The organism is Streptomyces sp. DH41, from assembly GCF_029813785.1.
In the GTDB taxonomy this organism is placed as follows: domain Bacteria; phylum Actinomycetota; class Actinomycetes; order Streptomycetales; family Streptomycetaceae; genus Streptomyces.
In genome coordinates this window covers 431,979-445,981 of sequence record NZ_JARVKY010000003.1, presented here as the reverse complement: position 1 = coordinate 445,981, position 14,003 = coordinate 431,979, and the positions used below count along the sequence as shown (strand labels likewise).

13 protein-coding genes and 1 pseudogene are annotated in these 14,003 nt (G+C 69.0%); 7 read left to right on the top strand and 7 right to left on the bottom strand.

Annotation, left to right across the window (positions count from 1 at the left end):
- Nucleotides 1–323: 323 nt before the first annotated feature.
- Nucleotides 324–455: a hypothetical protein gene (locus QC283_RS08570; RefSeq protein ID WP_279560756.1), complete on the bottom strand. Its 132-nt coding sequence runs from the start codon at nucleotides 453–455 to the stop codon at nucleotides 324–326.
- Nucleotides 456–484: 29 nt separating this feature from the next.
- Nucleotides 485–2,131 carry an ABC transporter substrate-binding protein gene (locus tag QC283_RS08565; protein ID WP_279560755.1) on the bottom strand — a complete coding sequence of 549 codons (1,647 nt, stop codon included), beginning with the start codon at nucleotides 2,129–2,131 and terminating at the stop codon, nucleotides 485–487.
- Between the two features lie 274 nt (nucleotides 2,132–2,405).
- Between QC283_RS08565 and QC283_RS08560 the strand changes: the two genes are divergently transcribed.
- On the top strand, nucleotides 2,406–2,867 hold the full coding sequence (locus QC283_RS08560) for a DUF3237 domain-containing protein (protein WP_279560754.1): 462 nt from the start codon (nucleotides 2,406–2,408) through the stop codon (nucleotides 2,865–2,867).
- A 60-nt stretch (nucleotides 2,868–2,927) separates the two neighbouring features.
- Here the strand turns inward: QC283_RS08560 and QC283_RS08555 are convergent, their stop codons facing one another.
- Nucleotides 2,928–3,347 (bottom strand): MarR family winged helix-turn-helix transcriptional regulator, encoded by a 420-nt coding sequence (locus QC283_RS08555; RefSeq protein ID WP_443032570.1) that lies wholly within the window; start codon nucleotides 3,345–3,347, stop codon nucleotides 2,928–2,930.
- 198 nt (nucleotides 3,348–3,545) lie between these two features.
- Between QC283_RS08555 and QC283_RS08550 the strand changes: the two genes are divergently transcribed.
- The 6 genes and pseudogenes from QC283_RS08550 to QC283_RS08530 all read left to right on the top strand — a co-directional run bounded on the left by QC283_RS08550 (nucleotide 3,546) and on the right by QC283_RS08530 (nucleotide 9,346).
- Nucleotides 3,546–4,457 (top strand): SDR family NAD(P)-dependent oxidoreductase, encoded by a 912-nt coding sequence (locus QC283_RS08550; protein WP_279560752.1) that lies wholly within the window; start codon nucleotides 3,546–3,548, stop codon nucleotides 4,455–4,457.
- Nucleotide 4,458: 1 nt separating this feature from the next.
- Nucleotides 4,459–5,346: an amidohydrolase family protein gene (locus tag QC283_RS08545; protein ID WP_107477652.1), complete on the top strand. Its 888-nt coding sequence runs from the start codon at nucleotides 4,459–4,461 to the stop codon at nucleotides 5,344–5,346.
- Between the two features lie 11 nt (nucleotides 5,347–5,357).
- Nucleotides 5,358–6,905 (top strand): acyl-CoA synthetase, encoded by a 1,548-nt coding sequence (locus QC283_RS08540; protein WP_279560751.1) that lies wholly within the window; start codon nucleotides 5,358–5,360, stop codon nucleotides 6,903–6,905.
- Nucleotides 6,906–6,971: 66 nt separating this feature from the next.
- On the top strand, nucleotides 6,972–7,430 hold the full coding sequence (locus tag QC283_RS08535) for a MaoC family dehydratase (RefSeq protein WP_279560750.1): 459 nt from the start codon (nucleotides 6,972–6,974) through the stop codon (nucleotides 7,428–7,430).
- Between the two features lie 108 nt (nucleotides 7,431–7,538).
- A pseudogene (locus QC283_RS39535) lies at nucleotides 7,539–8,273 on the top strand (IS5 family transposase); the annotation flags it as partial.
- Nucleotides 8,274–8,509: 236 nt separating this feature from the next.
- Nucleotides 8,510–9,346 (top strand): pentapeptide repeat-containing protein, encoded by an 837-nt coding sequence (locus QC283_RS08530; protein ID WP_279560749.1) that lies wholly within the window; start codon nucleotides 8,510–8,512, stop codon nucleotides 9,344–9,346.
- Between the two features lie 26 nt (nucleotides 9,347–9,372).
- On the opposite strand, the gene QC283_RS08525 is transcribed toward QC283_RS08530, so the two are convergent.
- From QC283_RS08525 to QC283_RS08510, 4 genes are read right to left on the bottom strand one after another with little or no spacing between them, the layout of a single operon-like run.
- Nucleotides 9,373–10,137, bottom strand: coding sequence for a TatD family hydrolase (locus QC283_RS08525; protein WP_279560748.1), 765 nt, complete (start codon nucleotides 10,135–10,137; stop codon nucleotides 9,373–9,375).
- Complete coding sequence (locus tag QC283_RS08520; RefSeq protein WP_279560747.1) at nucleotides 10,121–11,392, bottom strand: hypothetical protein; 1,272 nt, start codon at nucleotides 11,390–11,392, stop codon at nucleotides 10,121–10,123. The genes QC283_RS08525 and QC283_RS08520 overlap by 17 nt, the downstream gene beginning before the upstream one ends.
- The gene (locus QC283_RS08515) at nucleotides 11,389–12,222 is read right to left on the bottom strand and encodes a hypothetical protein (RefSeq protein WP_279560746.1); all 834 of its coding nucleotides are present in this window, start codon (nucleotides 12,220–12,222) and stop codon (nucleotides 11,389–11,391) included. The genes QC283_RS08520 and QC283_RS08515 overlap by 4 nt, the downstream gene beginning before the upstream one ends.
- Complete coding sequence (locus tag QC283_RS08510) at nucleotides 12,222–13,910, bottom strand: KAP family P-loop NTPase fold protein (protein ID WP_279560745.1); 1,689 nt, start codon at nucleotides 13,908–13,910, stop codon at nucleotides 12,222–12,224. Before QC283_RS08510 ends, QC283_RS08515 begins: the two co-directional genes overlap by 1 nt.
- Between the last annotated feature and the right edge of the window lie 93 nt (nucleotides 13,911–14,003).

Below are 14,003 nucleotides of genomic sequence, written 5' to 3'. Positions count from 1 at the left end.
GGCCGACGCTCTGGCTGCCGGGGGTGCCGGCACCTACCTGGCCTCCGTGTACGACGGCGCGGACGCGGCCACCGCCGGCCCGGTCGCGGCGTCCACGACCGCGGCACTGGAGAAGGCTTTCGCCGAGACAGCCCCGGAGGGCAGTGACAAACACGGCACAGGCGGCCGTCAACCGCCGAGGACCCGCGTGACATGGGTTCAAACAGGACATGGTGTGACTCCGAAGTACGGGTGTGCGCAGAGCGCGAGAGAGGGAAACGGCGTGCCCCGGCGGTCGGTGAGGACCGCCGGGGCACGCCGTCGAAGACTTGTGCGGCAGTTGGTCAGCGGGCCCGCATCCAGGAGAGGGCGGGCCGGGGTGTTGCGGCGGGCGTGACCCCGGATTCCGCCTCCACGACAAGTACGAGGAACGCCTTGGCCGGCGAGCGGTCCCACAGTGGCGCGCCGTCGGTCATCCTCGTCTCATGGTCCGGAGGGGGATGGCTCACTTGCCGGTGCCGCCGAGGTAGGCGGCCCACGGCATGTTCATGTACGCGAAGGAGGCGGGCGCGCCGCTGATGCGCTTGTTCATAAACATCCGCTCGTGTGTGGTGGCCAGGAACACTGTCGGGGTGGTGGGGGTGAACAGGGCCTGGGCCTCGGCATACGCCTTGGCCGACGCCTCGGGGTCGGAGGAGGTGCGGGCCTGGTCGAGCAGTCGGGTCACCTCGGGGTTGTCGTAGCCCGTCCAGTTGAAGATGCCGCGGGGGGTGACGCTCTCGGCCACGTAGGACGCCGGGTCGGGCATGGTGACGTAGCCGAAGGTGAGGATGAGGTCGAGGCCCTTGCGGGCCGAGGGGTCGTAGAAGAGTGAGGACATCTCGGTGGGCTGGAGCTGCTTGATCCCGATGTCCACGCCGATCTTCTTGGCCGCGGCCTGGACGAACGTCAGTGCCTGCAGTCCGCGCTGGTCGCCTGCGGGGATGGCGGCCACCAGGGGGCGGGGGACCGGACTGGCCTGTGCGATCAGCTTCTTGGCCTTCTCCACGTCCGGCGCCGGGACGTCGGGCAGCGCCGCGTAGGCGGCGTCGAATCGGGCGGCTGCCTTGTCTCCGCGCCAGGTCAGGGGCGGGACGAGCGACTTCAGGGTGGTGGCATCACCGCCGAAGACGTTCTTGATCAGGGCGTTCCGGTCGATGACCAGGGACAGGGCGTCAAGGAGCTTGCGGTCGGCCGCGGGCGATTCGGCGTTGCCGGGAATCAGGAGCACGTTCTGAGTGGACGGGCCGAGATGCACCGTGCCGTTGTTCGCCTTGCCGAGCGCGGTGGCGCTGCTGGGCGGCAGTTCGTAGGTGCCGTCAACCTCACCGGACAGCAGTGCGCTGGTCAGCGTGTTGTTGTTGGTGATGAACTGGAACTCGACCTGCTTGGCCTTCGGCTTCAGCTTGGTGTCCCAGTAGGCGTCGTTGCGTTCCAGGGTGATGCCGTTGCCGGACTTCCAGGAACCCAGCTTGAACGGCCCCGTACACATCAGGCCGCCTTTGGCGGTTCCGTAGGCGGGACCGGCCTTCTCGGTGTACTCCTTCTGGTTGACTGCGCCGAACGACGTGGACAGTGCCTTGGGCAGGGTCTGGTCGTACCCCTTGGTCCGCAGCGTCACCTGGTGGGGGCCGGTGGCCTCGATCGAGGTCACGGCGGTCAGGTAGTTGCCGTACAGGGCCTGCGTCTTCGGGTCCCGCTGCCGCTCCAGGCTGTGGATCACATCGGCGGGGGTCAGGGGGGAGCCGTCCCAGAACTTCACGCCGGGGCGTAGGTCAAGCACCAGGGTGTGGTCGTCGGCCCAGGTGAGCTTCTGGGCGAGGCCGGGGCTCAGGGAGAAGTCCGGGTTCATCCGCATAAGGGTGTCGCAGAGGTTGGCCTCGACCGTCTGGGGTGAGTAGTCGCCGATCTTGGCGGGGTCCAGGGTGGTCGGTTCGCCGTAGGGCAGGGCCCAGGTCACCCGGTCCACCTGTGAGCTGCCGGGGGGCGTGGTGGTGGTCAGACGTCCGGCCTTGGGGGTTTGGCCGTTTCCGGCTGTCGAGCCGCTGCAGGCCGTGACGGCCAGCAGTCCTGCGCTCGTGAGTGCTGCCAGCATCATCTTCTTCGCAGCCATGGCTGAGTGCTCCTTGCCGGGAGGAGGGAGAAGGAGGGGGCGCTCGACATGGGGGGTGCGGAGAACGCCGACGAGCCGTCGTAAATGAACGTCATATAACGCTGTTGCATATCACGCTTGCATCTGGTGAGCTAACGCGTCAAGAGCAAGACGTGACCATCTCGCGCATCAGACGCCCGTCCCCGTGCGGAGCCGTACGGCGCAGACCGGCACCGGACGGGTGTTGCCGTACCACGATGATCGCCACTCCCTCTCGCAGAATCGGAGAATCGCCATGTCCTTCACTCCCGCCCTCGACTTCGCGTTCGAGATCCGTGCCGAGGTGTCCGACACGCTGCACATCGGCAACGGTGACGGAGAGGTCACCGAGTTCACCCCCATCACCGGGGGCGGCGTGGACGGGCCTCGGCTGCGCGGGAAGGTCCTTCCCGGCGGAGGCGACTGGAGCAGTACGCGTGGGGAGGTGTGCGAGCTGGAGGCCCGCTATCTGCTGCAGGCGGAGGACGGTGCCGTGATCGACATCGTCAACCGCGGCTACTACCGTCCCAAGGTCGACACTCCGGACCAGTTCGACGGGGAGGTGCAGGTCTCCGAGGCCGGGCACTACTACCGCACCTCGCCGGTCTTCCGTACGGACGCTCCCGCCCACCGCTGGCTCACGGAGACGGTCTTCATCGGCCTCGCCCGTCCGGACGGCGACGAGGCCGTCGTCATCCGTATGTACGCGCTCAGGTAACCGATCGCCCTGGCCCGCGCGCCGACCGCGCGGGCCCGTGGCGCGGTCGCCGCGTCCCGGCTAGGACAGGGAGCGCCATGCTCCGATCAGGGCTTCCCGTAGTGCGTCGACCTCTTCGGCGCTGAGATCTGCGACCATGCGCGCCTCCAGCGCGCGGGCCGGGCCGGCGTACTCCGCGAGCAGTTGCCGCCCGGGGTCGGCGAGCAGGATGAGGCGTTCGCGGCGGTTGGCCGGATTGGGCTCGCGGTGGATCAGGCCGCGGCTCTCCAGTGTGCGGACCATGTCGGCCATCGACTGGGCGGTGACGAAGGAGTCGCGGGCGAGCTGCGCGGCGGACACGCCGTCATGCCGCTTCAGGACCGTCAGGGCGGTGTACTGCAGCGCCGTGATTCCGGCGGGCTTGAGCAACTCCTCCAGGCGGGCGCGTACGGCCAGCTCCGTTCTCTTGACCAGGTAGAGCAGCGACGTGCTCACGTTCATCCTTCCGTCGTGCCGACCGGGGCGGACGGTCGAGCCCCTCGCCGCTCCGGTGCCGCCCGGCGGCGGCCGCTCCACCCTAAGGCATTGACAGGAATCCTGTTGATTGCGCAGACTCCGTTCATCAGGATTCCTGTCGTTTCCCGGCTCGCATCGGGCGCTTTCGGCACCCGTCTTTCCTCTTTACGAGAGGCACTTCTCATGGATCTTCAGGGCAAGGTCGCCGTCGTCACCGGCAGCGGACGCGGTCTCGGACTGGCCTACGCGCAGGCGCTCTCCGTGGCCGGCGCCGCTGTCGTGGTCAACGACGTCGACCAGGCCGCCGTCGCCGCTGCCGTGGCCTCGATCACGTCCGAGGGCGGCACGGCCACCGGCGTGGTCGCGGCGGTGGGCGACAGCGAGGCGGCCCGGCAACTGGTCGACACGGCGGTGGAGGAGTTCGGCCGCCTGGACGTGCTCGTCACCAACGCCGGCATTCTGCGCGACCGCGTGCTGTGGAAGATGACCGACGACGACTTCGACGCCGTCGTCCGTGTCCACCTGCGCGGCACCTTCACCTGTGCCCGCGCGGCGGCCGTCCGCATGCGCGAGCAGGGCACCGGGGGACGGCTCGTCCTCATCTCCTCGCCCGCCGGGCAGCGCGGCAACTTCGGTCAGACCAACTACGCCGCCGCCAAGGCCGGCATCGTCGCCATGGCTCGTACCTGGGCCACGGAGCTGGGCCGTGCCGGCATCACCGTCAATGCCGTCGTACCCGTCGCCGCCACCGAGATGACCAAGACCATCCCGGCCTTCGCGCCCGTCATCGAGGAGTCCGAGCGCACCGGGAAGCCGCTCCCGGACTGGCTGCGCAAGGACGAGGGCCTCGGCACCGTCGAGGACGTCGCCGCCCTGATCACCTTCCTGGCCTCGGACGCCTCCGACGGGGTGACCGGCCAGGCGATCGGCATCGGCGGCGACCGGCTGGCCCTGTGGGCACACCCCAAGGAGAAGGCCGTCGCCTTCGCCGACGGCGGCTGGAGCGCCGACGCCATCGCCGCCGAGTGGCCGGACGGCGTCGGAGCCGACCCCGAGACCTACGGCATCCCCGCGCCCAAGGCCCCGGAGGCGTGACATGACCGACCTCACGCTCGACCTCGACCGGCTCACTGCCATCGACGTGCACACGCACGCGGAGGTCTCCAAGGACGGCCACGGGGCCCTGAGCCCCGAGCTGTTCGGTGCCTCCGAGACGTACTTCAAGGCGCACGGTCACCGACAGCCGACCATCGAGGAGATGGCCGCCCACTACCGGGAGCGCCGCATGGCCGCGGTGGTCTTCACCGTCGACGCCGAACACGCCACCGGCCACCCGCGGATCTCCAACGAGGAGATCGCCGAGAGCTGCGCCGCCCACGCCGACGCCCTGATCCCCTTCGCGAGCGTCGACCCGCACAAGGGCCGCGCGGGCGTGCGCGAGGCACGCCGGCTGGTCGAGGAGCACGGCGTCCGCGGCTTCAAATTCCACCCCAGTATCCAGGCGTTCTCCCCGAACGACCCGCTCGCCTACCCGCTGTACGAGGCCATCGAGGAACTCGGCGTGCCCGCCCTCTTCCACACCGGCCAGACCGGCATCGGTGTCGGCGTCCCGGGCGGCGGCGGCATCCGGCTGAAGTACTCCAACCCCATGCTGGTCGACGACGTCGCCGTCGACTTCCCGCAGCTGCGGATCATCCTCGCCCACCCCTCCTTCCCCTGGCAGGACGAGGCCCTGGCGGTGGCCACCCACAAGCCGCACGTCTACATCGACCTGTCCGGCTGGTCCCCGAAGTACTTCCCGCCGCAGCTCGTGCGCTACGCCAACACCTTGCTCAAGGACAAGGTCCTCTTCGGCTCCGACTACCCCGTCATCACCCCCGACCGGTGGCTCGCCGACTTCGAGAAGCTCGACATCAAGCCCGAGGTCCGGCCGAAGATCCTCAAGGAGAACGCCGCTCGTCTGCTCGGCCTCCTCACCGACTGAAGGAACCGCTCGTGTTGAACCAAGGCATCGGCTCCTGGCCGGCCCGCAGGGCCCGCAGGACCTCCGACCGGACCGCCGTCGTCCACGAGGGCCGCACCTGGACCTACCGGGACCTGCACGAGCGGGTCCTGCGCCTCGCCCACGCCCTGCGCGCCCTGGGCGCGGGACACGGCGACCGCGTCGCCTACCTCGGCCCCAACCATCCGGCGTTCCTGGAGACCCTGTTCGCCGCCGGGATGCTGGGGTCGGTCTTCGTTCCCCTCAACACCCGGCTGGCGGCGCCGGAACTGGCGTACAACCTGGCCGACTCGGGCAGCGTCGCCCTCGTCCACGCACCCGAGCAGGCCGGAGCAGCCCGTGCCGCGGCGGCCGAGGCGGGCGTACGGCACCGGATCGCGATAGCGGGCCCCGACGCCGACGGAGCTCTCGGCTACGAGGAACTGCTTGCCGGAGCCGGGACCGGTCCGCTGGACGAGACCGTGGCACCCGAGGACCCCTGCATGATCATGTACACCTCCGGGACCACGGGCCGCCCCAAGGGCGCCGTCCTCTCCCACGCCAACATCACCTGGAACAGCGTCAACGTCCTCGTCGACACCGACCTGTCCGGCGACGAGGTGACCCTCGTCGTGGCTCCGCTCTTCCACACCGCCGGCCTCAACATGACCTGTCTGCCCACCTTGCTCAAGGGCGGCAGGGTGGTCCTCCTCGGCTCCTTCGACGCCGAGCGCGTCCTGGAACTGATCGAGGACCTGCGCGTGACGTACATGTTCGGCGTCCCCACCATGTACGACGCCATGGCCGCCCGGCCCCGATGGGAGACCACGGACCTGTCCAGCCTGCGCACTCTCAACTGCGGCGGCGCTCCCGTGCCGGCCCGCACCATCGCCGCCTACCTCGACCGCGGCCTCGCCTTCAGTCAGGGCTACGGCATGACCGAGGCGTCCCCCGGCGTCCTCTTCCTCGACCGGGAGCAGACCTCTGCCAAGGCCGGCTCCGCCGGGGTGCCGCACTTCTTCACCGACACCCGCGTCGTGCTGCCAGACGGCCGTGAGGCCGGGCCGGGCGAGCGGGGCGAAATACTGGTCCAGGGTCCTCACGTCATGACCGGTTACTGGAACCGGCCCGAGGACACCGAGGACGCCTTCGCGGAAGACCGCTGGCTACGCACCGGTGACGTCGCCCGGACGGACGACGACGGGTACGCCTACATCGTCGACCGGGTCAAGGACATGTTCGTCTCGGGCGGGGAGAACGTCTACCCGGCCGAGGTGGAGGACGTGCTCCTCACCCATCCCGCCGTCGTCGAATGTGCCGTCATCGGCGTGCCCGACCCGGTCTGGGGCGAGGTCGGCCGCGCCGTCGTCGTCCTCAGGCCCGACATCCGCGCAGATGAGGACGACATCCTCGGCCACCTGCAGGGCCGGCTCGCCAAGTACAAGATCCCCAAGTCCCTCGTCGTGACCGAAGCGCTGCCCCGCACGGCCTCCGGAAAGATCGTCAAGCCTGTCGTGCGCGACACGTACGCGACCGCTCCCACCGAGCACCCCCGCCCGTGACAGACGTCCGGACATCACCCCCTCACGACAGTGCCCCTGCTGCCCGTGTCATCGAAAGGATCTTCCATGCCGACCATCGCCAACGGCCTCGACGGACTCAAGGCCCTCAGCGGAATCGACCTCGGCCGCACCGAATGGCTCGACATCACCCAGAACCGGGTGAACACCTTCGCCGACGCCACCGACGACCACCAGTGGATCCACAGGGACCCCGAGAAGGCCAAGGACGGGCCTTTCGGCGGCCCGATCGCCCACGGTTACCTCACTCTTTCCCTCATCATCCCGCTCTTCGGTGAACTCCTCACCATCACCGGCACCAAGATGAGCGTCAACTACGGCCTGGACAAGGTCCGTTTTCCCAGTCCCGTGCCGGTCGGCGCGAAGGTCCGCCTGCACGGCACCGTCGGCACCGTGGAGAACGTCAAGGGCAACGGCGTGCAGATGCCGCTGACGTTCACCATCGAGGTCGACGGCAGCGACAAGCCGGCCTGCGTCGCTGAAGCAGTCTACCGCCACTACGCCTGACCGGCCCTGTGCCGTGAGGTATCGGAACCTGCCGCACCCGGCCGGGAACACAGGCGGTTCACCGGCGAACTGGGGCAGTATGAACTGTCGCATGCCGAGTGAGAGTTCGTCCGTCCTCTGCTGCCTGTGTCGGAGCGAGAGCGGAAGCGGCTGGACGACTGGACGGTCCTCAGCGGGATCGCCTGGAAGTTTCGGACAGGCACGGCCTGGCGTGATGTGCCCGAGCGGTACGGTTCCTGGGCTAGCCTGCACAGCCGCTTCTGCCGATGGAGCCAGGGACGGCACCTTCGAGCGGATGCTCCGGGAAGCCCAGGCGCGGGCGGACGCGGCCGGTGAGCTCGACTGGCTGGTGTCGGTCGACTCCACCGTCGGCCGAGCCCACCAGCACGCTCGCCGGAGCCCGAGAAGAGGGTCCCGAAATCCGGCGCTCGGCCGCTCCAAAGGCGGGCTGACCAGCAAGATTTAGTCTGTGCTGCCCTTGAACGAGGTCGCCTTCGTCCTCACCGGAGGGAATATCAATGACTGCACCCAGTTCACCGCCGTGATGGAGGCGATACGGGTGCCCCGCATCGGCCGTGGCCGGCCTCGCGTGCGGCCCGATCACTTCCTGGGCGACAAAGGCTCCACCTCGAAGGCCATCCGCACCTGGCTGCGACACCGGGGCATCACACACCATCCCGGAACGGGCCGACCAGGTCCGCAACCGGGCCCGGCGCGGCAGCCTTGGGGGACGCCCGCCGGTCTTCGACGCGAGGTCTACAAGCAGGCAACGTCGTGGAACGGTGCTTCAACCTCTTGAAGCAATGGCGGGGCATAGCGACCCGCTGTAGGAGGCACGAGCGGGCTCGGCTTCCGTCGACCTCGATGTCGCGGGCGCCCACACCGACTCAAACTGGCTCGCCTCCTGGAACTGCGCCGCCTGCACGCCGACCGCCTCTACGTACTGCCGTGCTTCTCCGGAACGAACTACGCCAAGGACACGATCGCGTGGCGGCACGGGCGCGGTAGTGACCACCTTCCGCATTCCGTACGCGGCTTACAGTCGCCCCCGAGGGGGTGGGCACGATAGAAACCGGGGCATGGGGTTGAAGAAGGTATGGCCGGCAGTGATTGTTGTGCTGGCCGCGGCCGGGCTAGCGGGGGTGCTGGCCCTGATGTTCACTCCGCTGAGCCAACGCATGGCACGCTGGCTGGCCGGGCCAGACTGGTCGTCGATGGACGCCGCAGCCCGGTCTGCGACGCTGGGGCAGTTCCGGCTGGCCGTGGTGCAGGCCGTTGCAGGTGTTGGTGCCGGCATCGCCTTGGTCTATACGGCCCGGTCCTACCGGTTGAGCCGTCGCGGGCAGGTGACGGACCGTTTCACGAAGGCGTTGGAGCGGCTCAGTTCGGCTGAGCCGTATGTGTGCATCGGGGGCGTTCTAGCACTGGAACAGATCGTCCAGGATGCCCCTGACCAGGGAAGGCATGCCGCGCAGGTGCTGAATGCGTTCGTGCGCCGCCATACGCAGCCTGCCGGTGCGCCGGGCGGTCTGGCGTCCGTGCAGCTTCCGGAGGAACCCGACGAGATGGTTCAGGAGGCGCTGCGGGCGCTCACCGCACCTGGTTCACGGCGTCGAGGAGGTTCCTGGCCTCCGGTCGATCTCGCGGGGCGTCATCTCGCGAAGGCCCGGCTGCCGGGGGCTGACCTGCGAGGCGCCCTTCTTCACGGGGCGGCGCTCAGGGGCGCCGTTCTGTGTCGGGCCCGGCTCGACGGTGCGGACCTGGCGGATGCCGATCTGGTGCGGGCGGACTTGTCCGATGCGCGTGGGCTGACGGTCGAGCAGGTTCTCGCAGCCCGCGGCCTGCACAACTGTGTACTGCCGGAGCCCGTGCGCAGTGATTCCCGGGTCGTGGAGCGTGTCAGCCGGGGTGAGTGACGTCGGTGGCTTACGAAAGCTGTGTGTCAGGCTTCAAGAGCCCAGTCCGCGACGTGTTCGGGAAGCCTGTCCAGGACGTGGGTGCGGGTGGTCAGTTCGCGCAGGTTCTGCCAGAAGCGCCGTCTGACGTCTTCTGGTGTCATGCCGTGGAGTTGGGCGAGCCGCTGTTCGAGCCGGTCGACGTGGCCGGGGCGTGATGCGCCGGTGGCGCGCCGGCTGGCCGGGAAGTCGGTCTCCGGCAGCACGCGCGTCAAGGGCATGGAGGTCAGGATGTCGTCGGGCATGGCGGCGTTGACGGAGAAGTAGGCGCCCAGGTCGATAGCGTGTTGCCGCTCGGTGGGGTTGCCGAGGAACCAGTGCAGGATCATTCCGGGGTGCGGCTGGTCCGTCAGCAAATCGAGGAGAGGGCCCGTGCGTCCGGTGCTGTGCAATGACAGCAGAACGGCCTGGTCCTGTGCGGCATGGAGGACCTGGGCGAGTACGGCGCGTTGCCGCTCAAGGCTGCCTCGGCGGTCGAGGCCGACTTCCCCGATGAGGCAGCTGTTCCGCAAGGTAGCGCGGAAGTGCTGCCGATCGAAGGCATCGAGCGCTTCGGGAACGCCGGGGTGTACGCCGGATCCCCACACCAGGCGCGCGTCACGGCGCCGGCCGGCGCGGTGCGCTTCGGCCGGGGTGCGGGTGACGGCGAAGACGACGGCTCCCTTTAGGGCCCCGATCTGCGCGGGGGTCACATCGGGTGCGATGTGGGCGTGGCAGTCGAGCGGTGGCAAATCGTCAGGGAAGGGGGACATGGTTCAGCTCCTGCAGACCTCGTCGGCACATGTCCACGACGGCGCCGAGGTCAGTGTCGGGGGGGAGTTCACCGACGGCGAGGATGTCGGTGTCGTCGATGCCGCGGGCGATAGCCTGCCGCACGTCGTGGACGTCTTTACGACGGCGGTCCAGCAGCAGCTGGTGTGCTGCGCCGGTGAGGTGGTGGACAAGGTAGGTGGTGGCGTCGTGGTGGGGGGTTGCGGTGAATGATCCCCTGCGTACCAGGCAGGCCAGGCACAGGCCGCAGTTGAGGGTGGGGTCCCCGCCGGAGTACCAATTGCCGTCGAGTTTGCTACACGAGAGGGTTTCCGCCCCCGCCAGCAGCAGGGACTGGCCCGCACGGTCCAAGGCTCGCGCCAGGAGCTGTCCCTTGGTGAGGTAGGCGTAGGGGTTGGCCACCGTCACGGGGATGTCCAGGCTCGCCAGGAGCTCGTTGATGCGAGCGAACGTGCCCGGGTGGGTCGAGCGGGTGGACAGGGCGCCGCCCCGCGCTGCGGTCAGGGGCGGGTTGATGCTGGTGAAGCCGTTCTCGGGCACGGTCACCCGCGGGCTCGAAGCGCCGGCGGCGACCGCTGAGGCCAGGGCGGCGAACAGCAGGCTGCGGCTGCGCGAGGAGGATTCCGCGGCGGAATGGGTCTGGCAGAGCTTCACGCTGAGGTGGTGCAGCGGCTGCCGCCCACAGCCGTTGAGCCAGGCACTGGTCTGTTGCTGGGCGTGGCGGATGACGGTGCTGCCGTCGTAGTGGCTGAGGTGGATTCGCTCTGCCGTGTCACCGAGGTGGTCCGCGGCGCCACACAAGGAGTCCAGTCCGCCGCTGAGGAGCATCACGTCGTCGGCATCGGGAATTGGTGCCGGACGGTGGCCGCCGGGAGCGGCGGGTACGGCGTGCAGGTGCCAGGCATCGCCGGTGAGCCAGGACAGCAAGTCTTCGGCGAGCCGGCCGGATGAGGCGGTCCAGGGGTCGGGGTCGACGGTGTGGACGGTGAGGTCGATGGTGCGCGCGAAGGTGGTGGGGCGGCGGGCGCTGCGGTCAGCGAGGTAGGCGGAGGCGGCGATCCGGACGAGGTCGGCGGCAGCGGCCGGTGCGGGGCCCAGGAGGTCGAGGTCCCAGCCGAGTGTGCAGGTGACGGTCGGCGTGGGGCTGTGGGCTCGGGTGCGGGGCCAGTGCAGGGCGGTGGCGGAGGGCTCGTGCTGCTGTCCGTCGTGCGGCAGTACTTCATAGGCGGTCGTCATGAGCGTCCTGCGCGCAGAATGCGCAGTGCCTCCCTCGTCACTCTCGCTGCTGTGGCGGTGAATTCCTTGACGGTCATGCGTCGTGTGTCGGGCACGGAGATGTGGCGCACTCGGCGTTGCAGCCAGGACCGCAGCCAGCCCTGTTTGCGGACGGCTTCCTCCGGGGTGAGGTTGTCGCTGGCCTTTTGGGACTGGAGCTCGACCAGGCCGAGTTCATAGATCCATTCGGCGACGAGGCCCCGCAGGCTGTCTTCCGGCGTGGGCGGCTCGACCGCGAGGAGGACATCTTTGACGTGCTTGACGGTGGCCCTGCGCAAGGCCGCCTCGTCGGGGTGTCCGGCGTCACCGAGGACGGCCTGCAGGATGCGGGAAATCTGAGTGCGCCGTGGCAAGCTGCTCAGCACGCGGAAGTCCAGGCCGAGTTCCCGCAGTTGCGCGGCGTCACCGTTACGCAGTGCGTAGGCTCCCGCGAGGGCTGCGGCACCGCGGGAGGAGCCTTTGAGCACCTGGCGCTGCGATCCGCCGCCGATACGGCCGGGGCCGGCCGCGCCCCCGGCTCCTCCTCCCCCGCCGCCACCGCCGCTGCCGCGGGCAGTGGCGATCAGGGCAGAAAGGGGATAGCCACCGGCCGGCACCGTTCCGTGGTCCGCATCGTCCTTGCTCAGCGCGGTGGCCAGCGCCTGCACGACATCGTCGAGGAACTGCTGGCCGTCCGGCAGATCCAGAGTGTCCGCAGGTCCCGTTCCTACGCCGGGCAGGGCGTCGAAAGCGTCATGCGCCGCGCTCCACTCCGCGGAGCCGCTGCCTCCGTAAGAGCCCGATGTCCCCATCAGCGGCCCTCCTGTTCCACCTTGGCTGCTTCCTGCACCATCGGGTCAATGTCGGTGGCGCCTGCCAAGCGTGCCGCCAGGTCGCGCAGTTCCTCGCTGTCGCTGTCGGCGATGTCCAGGGCGGAACCGGGGGTGAGGTTGTGGCGCATATCCCACAGGCCGTCGGCGATGCGGCGGCGTAGGTCCTCGGTGGCCTTCGCGACGTACAGGAGGGACTCCACGAGCGGCTCACTCTCCTGTTCCCGGCGGCCGCGCTCCAACAGGGCCTCGACGACGGCCTGCTGCTCCGTGACCGGGCGTGCCGTCACCTCCTGCTGCGCGCTGCGCCGGTGCGGCTCGGCCTGACCGGCGAGGTGGGAGACCCAGGTGACCTGCTCCTGGGTGAGGGACGCAGCCGCAGTGAGGCTCACGAGAGAAGCGGCCAGGCTGAGATAGGGGCCGATCGGCGCCGTGGTGAGGTCGGGTTCGGAAGCGGCCCAGTGCCTGCTCGCCTCACTGACCTGGTCCGGCCTGTCGTCACGTTCCCCCTTCCCCCATGCCTGCCAATGCTCAAGGAGTTCACTGCGCGGGACGTCCTGGAGTTTGACGAGGGTCTCGAAGTCCTTGCCGGGGCTGTCTTCCAACAGCATGAGCTTGACGATCACCGAGGGGTCGATGCTGATGCCCTGGCTCTCCGCGATCCGGGCCCGCAGGGCGAACGCGTTGAGAAAGCGTTTGATGCTGCGCGGGCTGCCGGACCGGTCGGCAGACAGGCCGGTGGCCAGTCGGCTGGCCAGAGCGAGCGAGGCCCCGTCGGGCTGCCACGGAAGACTCTGTAGATCCGACAGAACCGGCGACTGCCCAGCGGCCCGCCGCTGCTGGGCGTGCTCAACCAGCCGTGTGTAGTGCTCCGGCGAGCACTGGTGGGCCGAAAGCAGCAGAGTGATGAAGGTGGCTGCCTCGTCGGCGCCGATCCGCGGCAGCGACAGGGGCACCTGGACGATCTTCTCCAGATAGCGGTGGGCGAACCGCTCCCCCCTGCCCGTGGCGTCCAGACTGGCCGCGATCGACTCGCGCACCATGTCCTGGTCCGCCGCCAGGACGAACGCGACCTTCTCGACGGACAGGAACAGCTTGATGGCCTCCAGCGTGGCCATCACCGCGTCGGGCAAACAGCGGTCCAGATCGTCGACCAGCACGACCAGACGCTTCAGCTGCGTCAAGTCCCTGAGCAGGCAGGCGAATTCCTCCCGGAAGCCCGCCAGGCTCCTGGCATCGCTCTTCGAACGCGGCGTGAGGGCCTCGACCAAGTCCTCGGACTGGGTGACCAGCGATCCCCTCGCCATACTGACCGCAACACGTGACCAGCTCACACGCTCAAGAAGCCCATTGATCTTCTCTGGCAGGCCCTCCTGCGCCCCGTAGGCCGACAGAAGATCCTGCAGGACTTCACCGATCACGCCACCGCGCACATCGAACTGGTCGTCGAACTCCCAGGGATCGAGACGGATCACCCGGTACCCGTCTCGCCCGTCCAGTTCCTTGTGCAAAAGCCGCAGCACCGTCGACTTCCCGCCGCCCCAGGGCGCAGCGATCCCGATCGTCACCGGGTCCAGATACGGGATCTCGAGCGTGGCCACCACCGTGTCAACGATGGATGCGAAGCCCAGCAGGTCCACACCCGTGGGATTGTCGTCCCACAGTCTCATGTCGCTCATCACACGCCCCCAGCCCGCTGCGATGCTCCGCCGACGCCGCGCGCGCAGCGCAATCGGTGATCGGGCGGCCGGCCAAACGGCCGC